The following is a 16,882-nucleotide window of genomic DNA, read 5'->3' as shown; positions in this document are numbered from 1 at the left end:
TCCTGTTTTCAGCCGATTTGCGTCCAGGTGACTTGGTCGGCAAGTGTAGTCGAAATAATATTGATCCAGGTTTTGCCCTGGTTGAGTGTCAGCTCATTGCCTTTTTCATCGTAGAGCATAATTCGGTCGGTCTCTCCGAGGCCCTTCTGCCAAAAGATCTTTTGGCCGCCGCACATGGAAAAATAATACCCCTCTCCGGCGTTAATGTCAATAGTTACCAAAGTCTCGTCGTTCGGATTTGTGTATTGTTTTGCAAAAAGTACGAGGACATTGGTCACGCCGACTTGTTCGCCGTTGTTCAGATCGGTCTGCGCAGCACCGGCGAGCGAACGCATATAAAGGCCGGTATCGTCGTCAAAATGATATTCGGCATTCAGTCCGACCGGCAGATAAATTGCTCTTGCGCGGAATGCCGTCGGTGTGATCAATTCGTTGTCGGCAGCGAATTTAAAATAGGTTGAGGGATAACTCTCATCCAGCGTTGTACGCAGTTTGGAGGAGGAGATCACCTTGGTGAGCATTTCACCGCTGGTCATAACCGTATGTTCTGTGGCGCGGGTTAATTTCAAGGTCTCATCACGGTAGGTCAGCTCTTTGTCGGCGTAGTTCACGGCGTCAAGCGTCTTGTATCCGGTGGCCTTGATGGCATCGTAGGTCTCCTGACTTGCACCGATATGAACCATAATCGAATCAAACGATTGAGCCAATTCGAAAAAATGCAGTCTTGCTTCGCGAATCGAACCGATCACAGGCGCCGAACGCCAGTCGGCGTAAAATGCCAACAGCCGGGTAATGCCGCCCTCGGCCTCGGCTTCAATCACCAGATCGGCATCGGTAATGCCGTTTTGGGGCAGCGCCTTGACATAATTGTTGATTACCACCGAAACCGGACGCGTACGCGCCATATAGGTCGGCAGATTGCTCTGTCCGGTCAGCGGATTGATCGTACCGGTCGAAACATAGTCAGCTCCTGTGCTGTAAGGCACGCTCGATTCGACGGGCTGTGAAGAGGTCGCTTCGGAAGAGACGCTCACCCAAGGGTCGGAAGTCTCCATGCCGCTGTATTCCTGCACTGTTCCGCAGCCGGCCGTTAAAAGCAAAAGCACCATTAAAGCCGCGCAGAGAAATCGTCTCATTCGGGTACCTCCTCTTCACTAAGACGTTTTAATCGCCATGTTTGTTACAAGTCTTTATGTATTTTCAATGCAAATCATGTTATAAGGTCTCCCGTTCCTCGGGGAAAACACGCTGCATGATAACACCGAAAGGTCATGTGTGTCAAGATGATTTGCTCCGGGCTTTGATTGCACCGGTCGGACAAACGGGTACACAAGCGCCGCAGCTCGTACATTTGGCGGGATCGATGACAGCGAGATTATTGTCGAGTGTAATTGCTCCGCTCGGGCAGGTACGGACGCATTTGCCGCAGCCGATGCATCCGGCTTTACAGGTTTTTACGGTAGTTGCACCCTTATCGTGACTGGAGCACAACACAATGTGGGTCACGTCGGTCTTAACCATCTTAATCAGCCCTTTGGGGCAGGCCTTGGCACAGGACGAACATCCCGTACACTTGCCCTGATTCACGACAGCCACACCCTTTTGAATCGAAATTGCATCATACACGCAGGCTCTGACACAATCACCGAGCCCCATGCAGCCGTAGGTGCAGGCGCTGATGCCGCCGTAAAAAGTCGAAGCGGCCGCGCAGGTCTGAATACCCCGGTAGTTCATTTTAATATCCACTTTGTCTTTAGAACCGCAGCAATAGACGACTGCGGTTTTCGGGTTCACTTCGATAACACCCAGACCGGTGATCTTACCGATCTTCTCGGCGACCGAAGCACCGCCCGGACCGCACAAATGCGCAGGCGCATTGCCTTTTGCAATTGCGGCGGCATATTCGTCACAACCCGCATATCCGCAGCCGCCGCAGTTTGCACCGGGCAGAACCTCGCGGATCTTCTTTTCATTTTCATTGACCGGTACGGCCATAAACACCGAAGACACGGCGAGAATGATGCCGCCCAACAGCGCTAAAGCGCCCACAATCAAAATCGGAAGCCAGATTTCCATTCCCATCTCACATCCCTCCGAACAGCCCTTCGGCAAGCCCGGCAAATCCGAGCATAGTCAGTGCCGTAATCGAGGCCGCAACCAGTGTGATCGGCAAACCCTGAAGCGATTTCGGGATATCGGAATCGGCGATTTTGGAACGCACGCCGGTGAACATCACCATCGCCAGCAAAAATCCCACGCCGGCTGCAAAGGCGTTAAACAGCGCTTCAATATACGAATAGCCCTGATCAATATTCAAAATCGTGACGCCCAGTACCGCGCAGTTTGTGGTAATCAGCGGCAGATAAATACCCAGCGCAGAATACAGCGGCGGAATGTACCTTTTCAATACCATTTCAACCAACTGCACCAACACGGCGATAACCAGAATGAATACAATAGTCTGCATATACCCTAAACCGTTGGGATCGAGCAAATAGGTTTGAATCGGCCAGGTGACAGCGGTGGCCAGCACCATGACAAAGGTAACGGCGGCGCTCATGCCGACCGAGGTGTTGAGTTTTTTCGAGACGCCTAAAAACGGGCAGATGCCGAGGAATTTCGACAAAACGAAGTTGTTGGTCAAAACCGCCGCGACAATAATGGCGAGAATCTTCGTCATTTCGTTTCCTCCTTCTCGGAGGCGCAGGCCTCGTCTTTTCCGGCTTGTCCGCAGAATTCACGTGCGGCGCAGGCGGCGCAGCCGGTGTTTGCCACCGGTTTGCCGGTGATCTTATTTGCCAGCGCGATCAAAATTCCGAACACGAAGAAACCGCCCGGGGGCAGGATCATAATCAGCATCGGCTCGATATGTCCTTGTGTGACGGCCATGCCGAAGAGGGTGCCGTTGCCGACCAGCTCACGGATGCAGCCCATCGCGAGCAGCGCCGCGGTAAAACCGATGCCCATACCGACGGCGTCCAGCACCGAGGCCAATACAGTGTTTTTGCTGGCGAACATTTCGGCGCGGGCCAAAATGATGCAGTTAACCGTAATCAACGGCAAAAAAATACCGAGCTGCGCGTCGAGGTCGGGGGCATACGCTTTGATGATCATTTGAACGACCGTCACAAATCCCGCGATGACCGTGATGTAGGCCGGGATTCGGATTTTATCGGGAATGACTTTACGCAACAGAGATATCACTAAATTTGACCCGATCAGCACAAAAGTCGCCGCCGCCCCCATACCGATGGCATTGCTGGCCATCGTGGTGACCGCGAGTGTCGGACAGGTACCCAACACCAGCCGCAGAACCGGATTTTCTTTTAATATTCCGTTGGTCAGCGTCTTCCACATCACTGCTCACCTCCGTTAAAATGGGTCAGCACCGTGTTGACCGCGTTTGTGATTGCCTTTGATGAAATCGTGGCGCCCGAGATGGCGCTGATCTGGTCATCGGAAGCAGCTGCACCCTTGACGACTGTAAACACATCCACGTCTTTATCGGAAAACTGTCCGTAAAATTCGCTGTTTTCGGCCTTTTTACCCAATCCCGGAGTCTCCGTCGACGACAGAATCGAAATACCGGCAACAGTGCCGTCGGCTTTGATGCCGACCATCAGCGAGATCGGACCGCCATAACCCTTCGCGTCGATCAGATAGGCTCTGCCGAGCGCCGCACCGGCTGCATCCGCGCAGTCATAATAGACAAACGCGTCGCATTCGGTCTCGGTCTTGTCAACCGTTCCGGGCAGTAAAAGGGTGAGATTTTCGTTGATTTTTTCTTCAGCTTGTGCTGCAATCTTGTCCGCGGTAAAAAAGTAGGTCACCGAAACCGCGCCCGAAATCACAATACATAACGCCAATAAGACCAATATCGGCCTGATAATCTGTCTGATCATGACTTCGCTACCTCCTTCCCTTTGCGGGGAACGCCGAACGGACGCGGGAAGGTTGCCCGTTCAATCAGCGGGGTCAGGATGTTCATAAATAAAATCGAATAGGATACACCCTCGGGGAGATTGGACCACAGCCGAATCACCACCGTAAGAATACCGCAGCCCACACCGAAGATCACTCTCCCCAGCGCATTCGTCGGGCTGGTGGCATAATCGGTGGCCATAAAGAACGCACCCAGAATCAGGCCGCCGGAGAGCATCTGCATCACCGGATCCGCACCGGCTATCCAGGTGAGAAGTCCGACCGTGCCGATGTAGCACAGCGGAATGATCGGTACGATGACCTTGCGGATCATCAGATAGATACCTCCCGCAATCAATAACAGCCGGCTGACCTCACCAATGCAGCCGATTGTATCGACGTTCCCGATCAAGGCGCCGAGAATCGTCGGACCGTCCGGCGTCAAAACCGTTCCGGCTTTCATCATGGCAAGCGGCGTCGCCGAGGAGACTCCGTCATAGGCCGTCAGCCATGCTGTCATCGCGGTCGGGAATGAAGTCATCAGCACGATGCGCGCCGTAATGGCGGGATTGGCGAAATTCTGCCCGATTCCGCCGAAGAATTGTTTGACAATTACAATCGCAATAAAAGAGCCGATCACGGCCATCCAAATCGGAAATTTGGGCGGCAGGTTATAGGCCAGCAAAAGCCCTGTCACAACCGCCGAGAGATCGCCGATTGAATTTTCACGTTTGGTAATAATCCGGAATAAATACTCAAATAAAACCGCCGAGACCACCGTCACCGCAATCAGCACCGCACTGTACCAGCCGAACATCACGCAGGCGGCGATTCCCGCAGGAAGCAGTGCAATGATCACGTCGAGCATGATATGCCGCGTGGTGGAAGTTGAGGAAAGGTGCGGCGAGGAGGTGACGATAAAGCGTTTTTCCATCATCTTTTTCCCCCCTGCTTTTTCACATAGGCCTTGCCGAGCCGCATCATTTGAGTCAGCTGCCGCTTGGCCGGGCAGATGTAGGAACAGCATCCGCACTCGACGCAGTTCATCACGCCTTTTTTCGTCAAATCAGCAGCATCGCCGCGCAGATACGCCTTATACAATTCAAACGGCGCGAGGTGCATCGGACAGGCGCCGACACAGCGGCCGCAGCGGATACAGGGTTGTTCGGGTTCTTTTTCTCCGCCGGCTCCGGCAAAAACCAGAATCGCATTATTTTGTTTCAGCACCGGCTGTTCATCGGTATAAACCGTCAAACCCATCATCGGGCCGCCCATCATAATGCGGTTCGCATCCGATGTATAACCGCCGCAAAACGCCACGATATCCTTAATGGGCGTTCCGATGGTCACCCGCAGATTGCCGGGATTCTTAACGCCGTTCCCGTCCACGGTCATACGGCGGGCGACGAGCGGCATGCCGTCTTTGAGATAACGGCTCACAAACGCCGTCGAGGTGATATTCATTACGACGCAGCCGACGTCGGACGGCAGTTTTCCCGGGGGAACCTTGCGTCCGGTGGTGCTGTATATAATCATTTTTTCCGCACCCTGCGGATATTGGGCAGGAATGGACTTGACGCAGATCCGGTGGCCTTCGGTGCTGCAGGTTTTTGCAACCTTTGTCAGTTCGGCAATGGCCATGGGTTTGTTGTTTTCAACAGCGATCACGGTTTGTTTGGCGTTAAAATGTTCCGCCATAATCATAATACCGTTCATGATATCCCAGGTGTTCTCCAAGCATTCGCGGTTGTCGGCGGTAATGTAGGGCTCGCACTCGGCGCCGTTGATCACCAGCGTGTCAATGCAGTCCTCTTTATATAATGCAAACTTGACGTGGGTCGGAAAACCCGCGCCGCCCAAACCCACCAGACCCGAAGCGCGCACCGCCGTCACTAAATCCTCTTTGCTGTGGATATGCGGGGGCTTAACACCCTCAAAAATACGGCCTTCCCCGTCGTTTTCGATCTCGACGGTAGCCGTTCTGGTTCCGTTGGGGAGTATAATTTCGCCGATCCCGAGCACTTTTCCGCTCACACCCGAATGGATCGGTGCGCTTACATACGCGGTGCTGTCGCCGATCACCTGTCCGATGGCGACACTGTCGCCCTTAGCCACCGTCGGAACACAGGGCGCTCCGACATGTTGAAGCATGGACACAACCACTCTCTCAGGCGCGGGCATCTCGACGGTGGCGCACTTTGCCGTATTCTTATAGTGCGGCGGATGCACGCCTTTTTCCAGGCCGAAAAGAGCGGCGATTTGTCCTTTAAATCCCATCGACTCATCCCTTCCAAGGTTCTGTCGTCATTTTAACATAAACGAATTTAGGTGTCAACGGAAAAAGGTTGTCAACTTTGCATCTCTTGCCCAGTATACTTGCAGCGGTGATTGGATGAAATATCAAAGCAAAACAATTATATTATTCCTGTTCTGCGTTGCCTGCGTTGCTGTGTTGGCCGTTTTCCCCAAGCAAGCAGCTTCGGGAATCACGCAAGGGCTTATGTTGGCTGCGGGGCTGTTTATCCCGGCGATGCTGCCGATGTACTTCCTTGTCTTTTTCATTGCCGAAACCCGGGTTGAAGCGGTTTTCCGCTGCATTTTATCGCCGCTTTGCCGTTTTTTGTGGGTTGGCGACGGTGCATCGATCGTTCTGGTGTCCGGCTTTTTGGGAGGATATCCGTCGGGGGCAATCGCAGCAAAGAAGCAGGTCGAACGAGGTGCACTGAGCGAAGAAGAGGCCGGTCGGCTGTTATTTTTCTGTATTAATCCCGGCCCTGTTTTTGTCGTCGGTGCAGTCGGCGGCACCTTATTGGGAAGCGTCAAAGCGGGTTTTTTACTGCTGGCTGCAGGTTGGTCGGCCTCCCTCCTGGTATCTATTTTCTGCCGTATTAAAGGCAAGGTGAATTTGGCAAAGCGCAAACAACGGCTCTACAGCCCCTTGACTGTCGCTTTTTGCGATTCGATTTCCAATGCCGCAAACGCCTCACTGGTGGCCTGTGCGGCCATTGCCCTTTCCTGCGCGGCAGTCTCGGTACTCGCGACATTTTTTCACGGCGGGGAAATGATCTTATCTCCGCTGTTCGAAGTCACAGGCGGCGTCAGCACACTCAGCAAAACCGGCTCGTTGCCGCTCTGTGCGGCGGCACTCGGTTTCGGCGGCATTTCCGTGATGATTCAAATCGCCGCCTTCGGTGCCAAGTTTTTCAGCGCAAAAAAATTGCTTTTATCCCGTATCATCCACGCCCTGCTCTCTGCCGGCTTTACGGCGGCATTGTCCGCGTTTTTCCCCGTCAAACTGCAGGAAAACGCAGCTCAAACCTTTGCTGCGGTTCGTGAAAATCAAGTGCCCGCAGCCCTGCTTTTGGTGTTTTGCGGGTTTGCGCTTTCGCTTGCAAATTTGATGAAAAAGCGATATAATCGTGAAGGTTTATAAAAGACCGTTTATCGACCGAGCATATTCGCTCCAAGCTTTATATATAAGGATGGCTTATTCATGAAAACGCCCGAAGAAAAGAAAATCATTCCGAGTTGTATCTATTGTATATACGGAACGGGAAAATCGGAATGCAGAAAGCGCGTGGAAGCACGGGGGAAAAACGCCTGCTTCCGTTTCAAATACGATCCTCTGCTCCGCGTTCCGAAACCCCCGCGCGTCATTCCCGATTATTCGGAAGATGAATTCAAACTTTAGTTAATTAAACGCTTTGCAACATCAACGGCCCCGTTTAATAAACGGAGCCGTTTGATTTTTGGGACTTTAGCGTTTCAAATTTTGCTGTCAGAACTCTCTGTTCCACTTTAAAAATCGGATATATTCCCTGACTTTTGCAACCTCTGCAATGGACAGAGAATTGATTTCTTTGCTAAGTCCCTGGCAGCATGTCTCATCTTCCTTTTTCCTCCACTCAAGCAATTCCTGGGCGCTTTCTCCGAACGCTGCGGCAATACGCTCAATCTCGCTGAGCTTCAGTTTATTAGGTGAGGCGCTGATCTTCCTTTGTAACGTAGAACGAGAGATACCGGTCGCTTTTTCAAGAGATTCGTAAGAATAACCCTGTTCGTTCATCAAACGAAGAATTTTTTCCGAAAGCTCCACATTAATCATCTCCCATAGTGGTTACAAATATTGTAACATACCTATTTCAAAAATGCAACCAATTGTTAAAAATAATGATGAATTTGTGGATATTCTTGCTATATATCTCAATTTAGAGTTGACAATTTCCATAATATCGGTTATCATATCTCATATATGAGACATCGGAGGCATTTGTTTGATCAACAAAAATAAATTGCTCCAAATTATCACCCGGAACGGATACAATCAAAGTTCTTTTGCTGCTGTTATCGGGATGAATAGGAGTACGTTTTCCACAAAACTCAACGGGTGCAGCAGTTTCACGCTCGAGCAGGTTGAAGATATTTGCAGTATCTTAAAAATCAACGATCCGCTTGAAAAATGTGAAATCTTTTTATGCCCGTGGCCATCTCAATTTTGCGACACAAAAAAGTTGAAAGGAAAAGACCATATGGGCTGCTGAACCTTGCGGCACCCAGACGGGTAATACGGACTGAATGAATTTATGAATGTTTCGGAATCTCGACAAAACCGGGAAACTGAAATCGACCTGCTTCAGATTTTCCGAATTTTAAAGAAAAAAATCTGGATTATTATCGCCGCTGTGCTAATTTGCTCCGGTATCGCTTACGAGTATACCCTCTTGTTTGTCGTACCGTCTTATCAAGCCGGTGTTATGATCTACGTCAACAACAGCTCTATCTCGGTGGGAGGTGCGTCCATCAGTATATCGGATGCACAGTTATCCGCCGCATATAAACTTGTCGACACCTACATCGTCATCCTCAAAGCTCGTTCCACACTCGAAGAAGTCATCTCCCTATCCAAGGTGAATTATTCCTATGAACAGCTTTATAGCATGATTGAGGGATATTCGGTTGATTCAACCGAAATCTTTAAGATCAGCGTCACCTCGCGTTCCCCTTCGGAAGCGGCTCTTCTTGCCAATACCATCGCCCAGGTCCTCCCGCAGCGGATCTCGGAAATTGTAGAAGGCAGTTCCGTTAAAATCGTCGATTATGCGGTAACTCCTCTGTGGCGGGTTTCACCCAGCTACACCAAGAACATCTCAATGGGTGCCGTAGCGGGTTTTGTGCTGAGCGTCGCATACATCATCATCCGAAATCAGTCGGATACCCGAATCACTTCAAAAGAATATCTCACCCAGGTTTACGGTATACCGGTCATCGGAATTATACCCGATATCAAAGATACCGGCACCAACGATATCTTTAATTATTATTACCGATCAGACGAAAATTCATCCACTGCTTCCAATCCCTGAAATAGAGGTATCAGCATTGAAAACAAATCAAACCCCCCCTCAAAATGACGTCAAAAATGAACACCCGGCAGCGCAGTTGTCCGAGTATTCCATCGGCAAGAATCTCAGTTTTTCCGCCTCGGAGGCCTATAAATCCCTGCGGACCAATCTGATGTATTCATTTGCCGATTATATCGGCTGCCGTGTGATCGGCATCACCAGCACCGAACGGTTTGAGGGAAAAACCACCACGGCGATCAATCTCGCCTATTCGCTGATGGAATCGGGCAAAAAAGTGTTGCTCATGGAATGTGATCTCCGTCTCCCGTCGTTTTCGGGCGTGTTGAAAATCCCCTCATCGCCGGGTCTGTCGAACATTTTGATTAACCCCGGCAAAAATCGGCTGAACGCGCTCATTAATTACAACGGCACGGATCTGTTTTTTCTTCCGGCCGGCGATACGCCGCCGAATCCCGCCGAACTGCTGTCCAGCAACGCCATGAGCGAACTGATTAAATTCTATTCTTCGGTTTTTGAATACATCATCCTCGATCTTCCGCCCACCCTGGCAGTGACCGATGCGCCGATCGTCTCAAAATACACCAACGGCATCATTTTTGTCGTCCGCCACAATGTGACCGACAGCCTCCGGCTGCGGGATTCCATGAATCGACTCTCTCTGGTCGGAGCACGGATCTTCGGCTTTGTCTACAATTGTAACCCGAGATCGGAGAACAAATACTCCAAGCGTTATATTAACAGCTATCTGAAACAACAGAGCAAAAAAAGCAAAGCCTAAAATGATTCACAGCGCCGCCATAGGCGTCCACACAATTACAAGGAGGTTTCGCATGAAAAACAAGCTTCTCCCCGTCCTCATCGTGTTTTTACTGATCCCTTCTCTGTCTTTTACCGCTTTCGGTTCATCCAATTTCACACCGAGTGTTCAGGCAAAAGACGCTCCGGAAATTGTACCGCAGGTAATTGAAACCGAAATCATCTATGCGGAAATCATCAATAAAAACAACGAAGTTATACAAAAAGTCACCGACAGCGGCGAAATTATCGTCACACCCATGTCGGAAGCCGAGTCCTCCGCCGAAGATATCAAACAATCCCTGGAAAACGCCTATAAGAAAGTCGGCAGTGTCCGTTTTCTGACGGATATTGTTTCGGATCTCGAGGAAATTATTAAAAAGCTTGATCCTAAAACCTCCGCAGACGATCTGGTGGCCCGGGATCTCTTCAATGTCACGACCAGAGGCAATATTCCGCCCATCACCGAAACCAACCGTCTCCGCGTCCGATTCCGATTGGGTGTTTCCCCTGCCGACATCGTCATTGTCGCGATGTGCGAAGGAGAAACCGACTGGCCGGTAATCGATGCAAAAGATGTCGTCAACAACGCAGACGGCACCGTTACGGTCACTTTTTCAAAGACGGGAACCGTGCTCGTCATTGTCGAAGGCGCCGCTTCCGTTCCGGCCATGTCCGACGGTTTTAATCTCAAAACCGCCGCTATAATCACAGCCGGCTGCATGCTCACATTCATCGCCGCTATCGTCATTTTCAAACCGAAACGAACACCTGACGGAGCAGCGCGATGAAGCGCATTCATATCAGCCGAAAAGCGACTCAAATCATCGTCGCTTTCGTTTTAATTTGCGTCATGATGATCTTCGCGGTTCAAAAACTGGCCGCCTGGGAACAGAAACAAGTCGTCGTTGATCAAAATACCAGCGGATTCTATTCCGACATCTACCCTGCTGTCTCTCAAATTGTCAACGGCGAACAGACCTACATTGAAAACAAAGAGTTGATCACAATCCTTTTTCTGGGCATCGACACCTCCGGAGAAGTGATCTCCTCCGGTTCTTATAACAATAAGCAGCAAGCGGACTTCCTCGCGTTACTCATTATAGATCCCGCCGCAAACGACTGCACGCTGCTGCATCTCAACCGCGATACGATGACCGACATCAATGTACTGGGTGTCACCGGACAAGCCGCCGGAACCACCTACGGCCAACTCGCTTTGGCACATACATACGGAACCGGTCTGCAGGACAGCTGTCAAAATACGGTTCAAACCGTTTCAAACCTGCTGTTCGGCATCTCGATTGATTATTTCGTTTCGATCAATATGGATGCGGTTGCCCTATTAAATGACCTCATAGGTGGCGTTACCGTCACTATTTCGGACGATTTTTCAAACGTCGACCCACAATTAAAGGAAGGAGAAACCGTGACACTCACCGGCCAGCACGCGTTGAATTATGTCCGCGCCCGACAGGGCATGACAGACGCAACAAATCTGGCCCGAATGGCGCGGCAAAGACAATATATCAGTTCGTTTTTAAAACAGTTAAAAGCAAAAATGAATTCGGAAAATGATGATTTTATTATGGAAATTTATCAATCTGTTTCCGATTATATCGTTACAAACTGCACAGTTCAGACCTTTTCGGAAATTGCTGATCACTTACTATGCACAGACGATATCCAAATAAAAACCCCCGCCGGCATATCCGAAAAAGGGGATCAATACATCGAATTTTATCCGGATAAGGATTTATTGTTTCAGTTCACAATGAGTATTTTCTTTAAAAAAACGGCTTCATAAATCTGCTTAACAAAAAAACTGCCGGGACTTTTAACGAGGGGGTAAAAACATGGCGAATTATTCTAACGCGGTGCAATATGACACAGAAGAAGTGATAACAATTCACTTCGGCAGCGATATTAAATATAAAAAGTATACCATTGTCGAAAGATTAACCCGTCCGTGCGCCAAACCCGTCTGTGATGCCATCAAAAGAGTATTTGACATCATCCTCTCTCTGTTCGGTACTCTCATCGCATTATTACCGATGATTTTCATTGCCATACTCATTAAACTGGATTCCCCCGGTCCCGCATTTTTTATTCAGGAACGGCTCGGTAAAGACGGAAAACCGTTTCATATCATCAAATTCCGCTCCATGCGCATCGATGCCGAAAAAAACGGGGCGCAGTGGGCCTGCCTGCATGACACCAGAGTCACAAAAATCGGAAAAATCCTCCGTAGCACCCGCTTGGACGAACTTCCGCAGTTGTTTTGCATCCTTGCCGGCAAAATGAGCATTGTGGGTCCAAGGCCGGAACGAGCGGTTTTCTACGATGAATTCGACAAATACATCGAAGGCTTCCGTCAGCGGCTTCTGGTCAAACCCGGACTGACGGGATTGGCACAGATAAACGGCGGATATGAGTTGGAGCCGGAGGAAAAGATCATCTATGACATCGAATACATCAAGATCAGATCGCCTTATCTGGATTTCAAGATCATTCTCAAGACGATCATGATTGTTTTCAATCATAACGGTGCCAGATGATGAGGAATACGATCGAATACCTGCTCAAACACAATATTTTCCTTCAAAAAGCCTATCAGACAGTGCTCAGCGCTTTCTTCCGTCTGATTGGTATATTTATTCGCACCGATGACCGGTTGATCCTATTTTCCGCATTTAACGGAAAGAATTACAACGACAGCCCCAAGGCCGTTTATGAGTATATGAAAATGCTGCCGGAGTGCGCTTCATTTCGTTTTGTATGGGCTTTTGAGCACCCGAATCAATTTCCGAAGCCGGACTGCGAAAAAGTAAAAACCGACACCTGGAAGTATTTCATCACGGCGTTAAAGGCGAAATATTGGGTCACCAACGTCAATATCGGGCGTGGTCTTCACTTTAAAAAGAAGGCCACCGTCTATCTCAATACCTGGCACGGAACCGGCCCCAAAAAAGGCGGTAACGCGGTCAACGGCCGGAAAGACTACAATTTTTCCGATATCGACATTCTCTGCTGTGACGGTGAATATCTCAAGGAGATCATGATCCGAGATTTCGGCGCCTCGGAAGAAAATATCCTGATGTGCGGCAGACCGCGGGAAGACGAACTCTATCATGCCACGCCAGAAAAAGTCAGGTCTTGCCGGGAAAAACTGAACCTCCCTCCGGATAAAAAAGTCATTCTCTATGCGCCGACCTGGCGGGACAGTAAAAACGGCGGAAAAAGTTATCCGTTGGATCTTCCGATCCATCCCGAGCTTTGGGAAAAAGAGCTGAAAGACGACTATATTGTTTTAATCCGGGCGCATTCCCTTGTCACCGACCTGATGAAAATTAATTATACCAGTTTCATCCGAAACGTCTCCGCCCATCCGGACATCAACGACCTTTACCTCGCATCAGATCTGTTGATTTCCGATTACTCCAGCGCATTCACGGATTATTCCATTCTTTCGAAACCGATGCTTTGTTTTGCCTATGACTATGCTTCATTTGATCGGGAGCGCGGTTTATATTTTGATCTGCGAGACCATTTCGACGTTCTTTTCACTGAAGACGAGCTGTTGCAAAAAATTAAAAATCTCGATTCCGGTCGGGAGCGGGAAATCGCCGAAAAATACAGAAATCATTTCATCCGTCGGCAAGACAATGCAACGCAGCAATGCGTCAGACGTCTGTTGGAATTGAGTCAAAGACAAAAATCCGGGGAGTGAAATCATGAACATCGCCTTAATCATCGCGGGCGGCAGCGGAAAACGCACGGGGCAGGATGTACCGAAGCAATTTATGTGCGTCTACAATAAGCCCATCGTTGTCTATACGATGGAAAAATTCCAAAATAACGCTAATATTGATTTGATAGCGGTCGTTTGTATCGACGGCTGGCATGATTTTATTAAAGCGTACGCCCGGCAATTCGGCATCAATAAACTGAACCGCGTGATCGAGGGCGGCGGCACCAGACATGAATCCATCTATAAAGGGCTGTGTTCTCTGGCGGATATCGCATCCCAAGATGACATTATTCTCGTTATGGACGCCAACAGACCTCTTGTGGAAGACCGCGTCATTGATGATAGCATCGAGAAATGCAAACTCCATCAATTTGCCTTACCGGTTGCGCCCTGTGTCGACTCGATGTATTTTTCCGAAAACGGCGATTCGGGCATCCAAAATCTCGAACGCAGCAGATTATTCAAAGGCCAGACGCCCGAGTCGATCCAATACCAAAAAGCCGTTGAGTTATATCAAAAAGCCAACGATCAAGAGTTGGACGCTTTAAGCACTTCGGCCTTGCTGATCCATTTTGGCGAACCCGTACAGTTCTCTGAGGGTTCGGAGAAAAATATCAAGATTACAACGGCCGAGGACATCGAAATTTTCAAAGCATTGTTGAATTCCAAAAATGATGTATGGATTAAGTAAACCATCATCGTTTTTGCAAAGGGAGTGATTTTATGAATATGTTGTTTGTTTTAAATATCGGATTCGACCGACCGGGTCCCTCTGTCCATCTGTTCGAAGACATATTCATACAAGCGCTGAGAAAAGGGCATAAAGTACGAATCATCCTCAAAACCACGGGCGGTGTAAGCCCCGAAATGCCTGACGTTTTAAAATGCCATCCGAATCTGACCTATCATGTTATTTCCGAAAAAGAACCCCTAAAAAACAACTTCGTCATCCGGTATCTCATCGAAATCCGATACGCGTTCCGCTGCTGTAAAATCTATAAAAGCCAAGAAGATACCGACGTTGTTTTTCTGCAGTCATGCGCAAACGCAATTTTCCCGGTCTGTCTGCTCTGTCGCCGCCTGAAAAAACCCGTCGTGTTCAATGTGCAGGATATTTTCCCCGAAAACGCAGCACGCATCGGAATTTTCAGCAAAAACGCCCCCCTGTTCCGCATTTTTTCACGGCTGCAGCGAAAAGCATATGCAAAATGTGCAAAGATCATCACGATCTCAGAGGATATGAAAAAAACGCTGGCCTCTTCGGGCGTCCCGGAACAAAAAATCGCTGTCATCCCCAACTGGGGCGACACCGAACGCACATTACAAATCCCACGTGATGAAAATGAATTTATCAGACATTATCTGCGCTTTCGCGACACCAGCGGTTTTCACGTCGTCTATGCCGGAAACATCGGCCGCATGCAAAACGTGGATATCGTTTTGAAAGCCGCCCAGAAACTGCGAGACCATTCCGATATCCGGTTTTGGATTGTCGGAAACGGTGTTTACAGGGAAAAACTGAGGCGCTATGCGCAAACACTGTCTCTCGAAAACCTCGTTTTCTTGGATCCGGTTCCCGCGCAGTATGCCATCCACCTGTATGCTTTTTCAGACATCAATCTCATTCCGTTGGCAAAAGGTGTGATTCACACCGCGACGCCAAGTAAAACGGCCAACTGTGCCGCCTGTATGAAACCGGCAATTGCGGCGGTGGGCTTTGATTCTCACTACGCCAATTTTTACCGTGAACATTTCGGCTGGAAGATCACGGACAGCGATGATGCCGACGGACTTGCTCAAGCGATTCTCGAAATCAAGCATTCGGGACATCGGCCTTCCGAAGATGCCGCAAGAATATTTCACGAAACATTCTCCCCCTCGAAAAACAGCATGCGATATGTGCAAACACTGGAATCCGCCGCCCGGGCGGCCATGGTAACCTAGGCTGCCATGTAAATAATAAATCAGGAGGTTATGTAATGCGGGTAGGTTTAATTATACCATGCAATTTAAAATATTCCCCTTACGTAAACTATTATTCCGAGCATTTTAAGTCTCTGGGTATTGAATATGATTGCATTATTTGGGATAAAACCGGGCAATCCGATGAAGTTGGTTATGTGTTTCACAGAAAAAGTTCCACAAGAAAAATATCTGATAAAATTATCGGTTATCTCCTATTCGCTGACTATATAAAGAAAACCTGTAAAAACCGAAAATACGATAAAATCATTGTATTCACAATTGTCCCCGGGCTGTATCTCTTAAACTTTTTGGTAAAACGCTATAACGGCAAATATATCCTTGACATTCGCGATTATTCCCCGCTCATCACCATCTTTCCGGCGAAATTTAAAAAGTTATTAAACTGTGCTTCCTATGTCGTTTCTTCATCATATGAGTTTAAAAGCTGGATAAAGCATGATTTTATAATCGGACATAATGTTGACACAAACTCCATTCGTGAAAATGAGCAAATTGATAACTCAAAGGTTTCGACGAAACCATATAAAATTATGTTCGCAGGGAGTTTAATTGAAGGGGCTATAAATAAAAATTTAATTGATACGTTGGCGAATTGCAGCGACATCACGCTCAATTACACCGGTACTCAGACACAAGATAAAATAGCCCTTGAACAACATGTTTTAAATTCAAAGATTCAAAACGTCACATTTAACGGTGTGTATAAAAAAGAAGAAATATATTCGATATATCGAAATAACGCAGATTTTATCAATATTTTACGGGCAAATACCCCAATCAATAAAAACGCGATACCGAACAAATTATATGATGCCGTCCTTGCGGGAGTTCCGGTGTTAGTATTCGAACATAATACCGGTATTGTCAAATATGTAAATGATTTTAATTTAGGCATTGTAATTGAAGACAAACCGCCCAAAGAATTTAAATCCTATCTTTTAGAAAAGCTCAATTCTTACGATGCCAAAAACTATATGTCGGGAAGGAAAAATTTCATCGATCATATCAAAGATGAATACGAAATATTTCATTCGATGTTAACCCAATGGGTAAAAAACGGCTAAAG

20 protein-coding genes are annotated in these 16,882 nt (G+C 48.5%); 12 read left to right on the top strand and 8 right to left on the bottom strand.

Translation table 11 applies throughout. The features are described from left to right. Positions 1-8: 8 nt before the first annotated feature. The 7 genes from PK629_09940 to rsxC all read right to left on the bottom strand — a co-directional run bounded on the left by PK629_09940 (position 9) and on the right by rsxC (position 6,198). A complete protein-coding gene (locus tag PK629_09940) occupies positions 9-1,136 on the bottom strand; it encodes a DUF3048 domain-containing protein (protein HOP11797.1) in 1,128 nt (375 codons plus the stop codon). 142 nt (positions 1,137-1,278) lie between these two features. After that, positions 1,279-2,082 (bottom strand): RnfABCDGE type electron transport complex subunit B, encoded by an 804-nt coding sequence (locus PK629_09935; protein ID HOP11796.1) that lies wholly within the window; start codon positions 2,080-2,082, stop codon positions 1,279-1,281. A gap of 1 nt (position 2,083) precedes the next feature. Next, positions 2,084-2,680 (bottom strand): RnfABCDGE type electron transport complex subunit A, encoded by a 597-nt coding sequence (locus tag PK629_09930; protein ID HOP11795.1) that lies wholly within the window; start codon positions 2,678-2,680, stop codon positions 2,084-2,086. Next, positions 2,677-3,357 carry an electron transport complex subunit E gene (locus tag PK629_09925; GenBank protein HOP11794.1) on the bottom strand — a complete coding sequence of 227 codons (681 nt, stop codon included), beginning with the start codon at positions 3,355-3,357 and terminating at the stop codon, positions 2,677-2,679. Before PK629_09925 ends, PK629_09930 begins: the two co-directional genes overlap by 4 nt. Beyond that, a complete protein-coding gene (locus PK629_09920) occupies positions 3,357-3,902 on the bottom strand; it encodes an FMN-binding protein (GenBank protein HOP11793.1) in 546 nt (181 codons plus the stop codon). Before PK629_09920 ends, PK629_09925 begins: the two co-directional genes overlap by 1 nt. Continuing rightward, on the bottom strand, positions 3,899-4,855 hold the full coding sequence (locus PK629_09915) for an RnfABCDGE type electron transport complex subunit D (GenBank protein ID HOP11792.1): 957 nt from the start codon (positions 4,853-4,855) through the stop codon (positions 3,899-3,901). Before PK629_09915 ends, PK629_09920 begins: the two co-directional genes overlap by 4 nt. Next, positions 4,855-6,198 carry an electron transport complex subunit RsxC gene (rsxC, locus tag PK629_09910; protein ID HOP11791.1) on the bottom strand — a complete coding sequence of 448 codons (1,344 nt, stop codon included), beginning with the start codon at positions 6,196-6,198 and terminating at the stop codon, positions 4,855-4,857. The genes PK629_09915 and rsxC overlap by 1 nt, the downstream gene beginning before the upstream one ends. A gap of 115 nt (positions 6,199-6,313) precedes the next feature. Here rsxC and PK629_09905 point away from each other — a divergent pair, with 115 nt between their 5' ends. Both PK629_09905 and PK629_09900 read left to right on the top strand, forming a co-directional pair. Further along, positions 6,314-7,354 carry a hypothetical protein gene (locus tag PK629_09905; protein ID HOP11790.1) on the top strand — a complete coding sequence of 347 codons (1,041 nt, stop codon included), beginning with the start codon at positions 6,314-6,316 and terminating at the stop codon, positions 7,352-7,354. A 60-nt stretch (positions 7,355-7,414) separates the two neighbouring features. Continuing rightward, positions 7,415-7,612, top strand: a complete 198-nt coding sequence (locus tag PK629_09900) for a hypothetical protein (protein HOP11789.1) — start codon at positions 7,415-7,417, stop codon at positions 7,610-7,612. Positions 7,613-7,699: 87 nt separating this feature from the next. On the opposite strand, the gene PK629_09895 is transcribed toward PK629_09900, so the two are convergent. Continuing rightward, positions 7,700-8,017 carry a helix-turn-helix transcriptional regulator gene (locus PK629_09895; GenBank protein HOP11788.1) on the bottom strand — a complete coding sequence of 106 codons (318 nt, stop codon included), beginning with the start codon at positions 8,015-8,017 and terminating at the stop codon, positions 7,700-7,702. Between the two features lie 178 nt (positions 8,018-8,195). Between PK629_09895 and PK629_09890 the strand changes: the two genes are divergently transcribed. Genes PK629_09890 through PK629_09845 form a run of 10 tightly spaced genes read left to right on the top strand, consistent with a single transcriptional unit; the run spans position 8,196 to position 16,880 of the window. Further along, on the top strand, positions 8,196-8,462 hold the full coding sequence (locus PK629_09890) for a hypothetical protein (protein ID HOP11787.1): 267 nt from the start codon (positions 8,196-8,198) through the stop codon (positions 8,460-8,462). A gap of 42 nt (positions 8,463-8,504) precedes the next feature. Next, the gene (locus PK629_09885; protein HOP11786.1) at positions 8,505-9,284 is read left to right on the top strand and encodes a Wzz/FepE/Etk N-terminal domain-containing protein; all 780 of its coding nucleotides are present in this window, start codon (positions 8,505-8,507) and stop codon (positions 9,282-9,284) included. Between the two features lie 16 nt (positions 9,285-9,300). Further along, a complete protein-coding gene (locus PK629_09880) occupies positions 9,301-10,062 on the top strand; it encodes a CpsD/CapB family tyrosine-protein kinase (protein ID HOP11785.1) in 762 nt (253 codons plus the stop codon). 52 nt (positions 10,063-10,114) lie between these two features. After that, positions 10,115-10,870 carry a hypothetical protein gene (locus tag PK629_09875; protein ID HOP11784.1) on the top strand — a complete coding sequence of 252 codons (756 nt, stop codon included), beginning with the start codon at positions 10,115-10,117 and terminating at the stop codon, positions 10,868-10,870. After that, positions 10,867-11,886, top strand: coding sequence for an LCP family protein (locus PK629_09870; protein ID HOP11783.1), 1,020 nt, complete (start codon positions 10,867-10,869; stop codon positions 11,884-11,886). Before PK629_09875 ends, PK629_09870 begins: the two co-directional genes overlap by 4 nt. Positions 11,887-11,935: 49 nt before the next feature. Beyond that, the gene (locus PK629_09865; protein ID HOP11782.1) at positions 11,936-12,637 is read left to right on the top strand and encodes a sugar transferase; all 702 of its coding nucleotides are present in this window, start codon (positions 11,936-11,938) and stop codon (positions 12,635-12,637) included. Beyond that, positions 12,637-13,809: a CDP-glycerol glycerophosphotransferase family protein gene (locus PK629_09860; protein ID HOP11781.1), complete on the top strand. Its 1,173-nt coding sequence runs from the start codon at positions 12,637-12,639 to the stop codon at positions 13,807-13,809. Before PK629_09865 ends, PK629_09860 begins: the two co-directional genes overlap by 1 nt. Positions 13,810-13,813: 4 nt before the next feature. Next, positions 13,814-14,521: an IspD/TarI family cytidylyltransferase gene (locus PK629_09855; GenBank protein HOP11780.1), complete on the top strand. Its 708-nt coding sequence runs from the start codon at positions 13,814-13,816 to the stop codon at positions 14,519-14,521. A 32-nt stretch (positions 14,522-14,553) separates the two neighbouring features. Beyond that, positions 14,554-15,774 carry a glycosyltransferase family 4 protein gene (locus tag PK629_09850; GenBank protein ID HOP11779.1) on the top strand — a complete coding sequence of 407 codons (1,221 nt, stop codon included), beginning with the start codon at positions 14,554-14,556 and terminating at the stop codon, positions 15,772-15,774. Positions 15,775-15,809: 35 nt separating this feature from the next. Next, positions 15,810-16,880, top strand: coding sequence for a hypothetical protein (locus PK629_09845; protein HOP11778.1), 1,071 nt, complete (start codon positions 15,810-15,812; stop codon positions 16,878-16,880). Positions 16,881-16,882: the final 2 nt, after the last annotated feature.

This window comes from Oscillospiraceae bacterium (genome assembly GCA_035380125.1).
Lineage (GTDB): Bacteria > Bacillota > Clostridia > Oscillospirales > JAKOTC01 > DAOPZJ01.
This window is presented reverse-complemented; position numbering and strand designations above follow the sequence as displayed.

Coding starts and splice junctions, on each gene's coding strand:
- PK629_09940 (HOP11797.1), bottom strand. CDS start 1,136: ATGAGACGATTTCTCTGCGCGGCTTTAATGGTGCTTTTGCTTTTAACG.
- PK629_09935 (HOP11796.1), bottom strand. CDS start 2,082: ATGGGAATGGAAATCTGGCTTCCGATTTTGATTGTGGGCGCTTTAGCG.
- PK629_09930 (HOP11795.1), bottom strand. CDS start 2,680: ATGACGAAGATTCTCGCCATTATTGTCGCGGCGGTTTTGACCAACAAC.
- PK629_09925 (HOP11794.1), bottom strand. CDS start 3,357: ATGTGGAAGACGCTGACCAACGGAATATTAAAAGAAAATCCGGTTCTG.
- PK629_09920 (HOP11793.1), bottom strand. CDS start 3,902: ATGATCAGACAGATTATCAGGCCGATATTGGTCTTATTGGCGTTATGT.
- PK629_09915 (HOP11792.1), bottom strand. CDS start 4,855: ATGGAAAAACGCTTTATCGTCACCTCCTCGCCGCACCTTTCCTCAACT.
- rsxC (HOP11791.1), bottom strand. CDS start 6,198: ATGGGATTTAAAGGACAAATCGCCGCTCTTTTCGGCCTGGAAAAAGGC.
- PK629_09905 (HOP11790.1), top strand. CDS start 6,314: ATGAAATATCAAAGCAAAACAATTATATTATTCCTGTTCTGCGTTGCC.
- PK629_09900 (HOP11789.1), top strand. CDS start 7,415: ATGAAAACGCCCGAAGAAAAGAAAATCATTCCGAGTTGTATCTATTGT.
- PK629_09885 (HOP11786.1), top strand. CDS start 8,505: ATGAATGTTTCGGAATCTCGACAAAACCGGGAAACTGAAATCGACCTG.
- PK629_09875 (HOP11784.1), top strand. CDS start 10,115: ATGAAAAACAAGCTTCTCCCCGTCCTCATCGTGTTTTTACTGATCCCT.
- PK629_09870 (HOP11783.1), top strand. CDS start 10,867: ATGAAGCGCATTCATATCAGCCGAAAAGCGACTCAAATCATCGTCGCT.
- PK629_09865 (HOP11782.1), top strand. CDS start 11,936: ATGGCGAATTATTCTAACGCGGTGCAATATGACACAGAAGAAGTGATA.
- PK629_09860 (HOP11781.1), top strand. CDS start 12,637: ATGAGGAATACGATCGAATACCTGCTCAAACACAATATTTTCCTTCAA.
- PK629_09855 (HOP11780.1), top strand. CDS start 13,814: ATGAACATCGCCTTAATCATCGCGGGCGGCAGCGGAAAACGCACGGGG.
- PK629_09850 (HOP11779.1), top strand. CDS start 14,554: ATGAATATGTTGTTTGTTTTAAATATCGGATTCGACCGACCGGGTCCC.
- PK629_09845 (HOP11778.1), top strand. CDS start 15,810: ATGCGGGTAGGTTTAATTATACCATGCAATTTAAAATATTCCCCTTAC.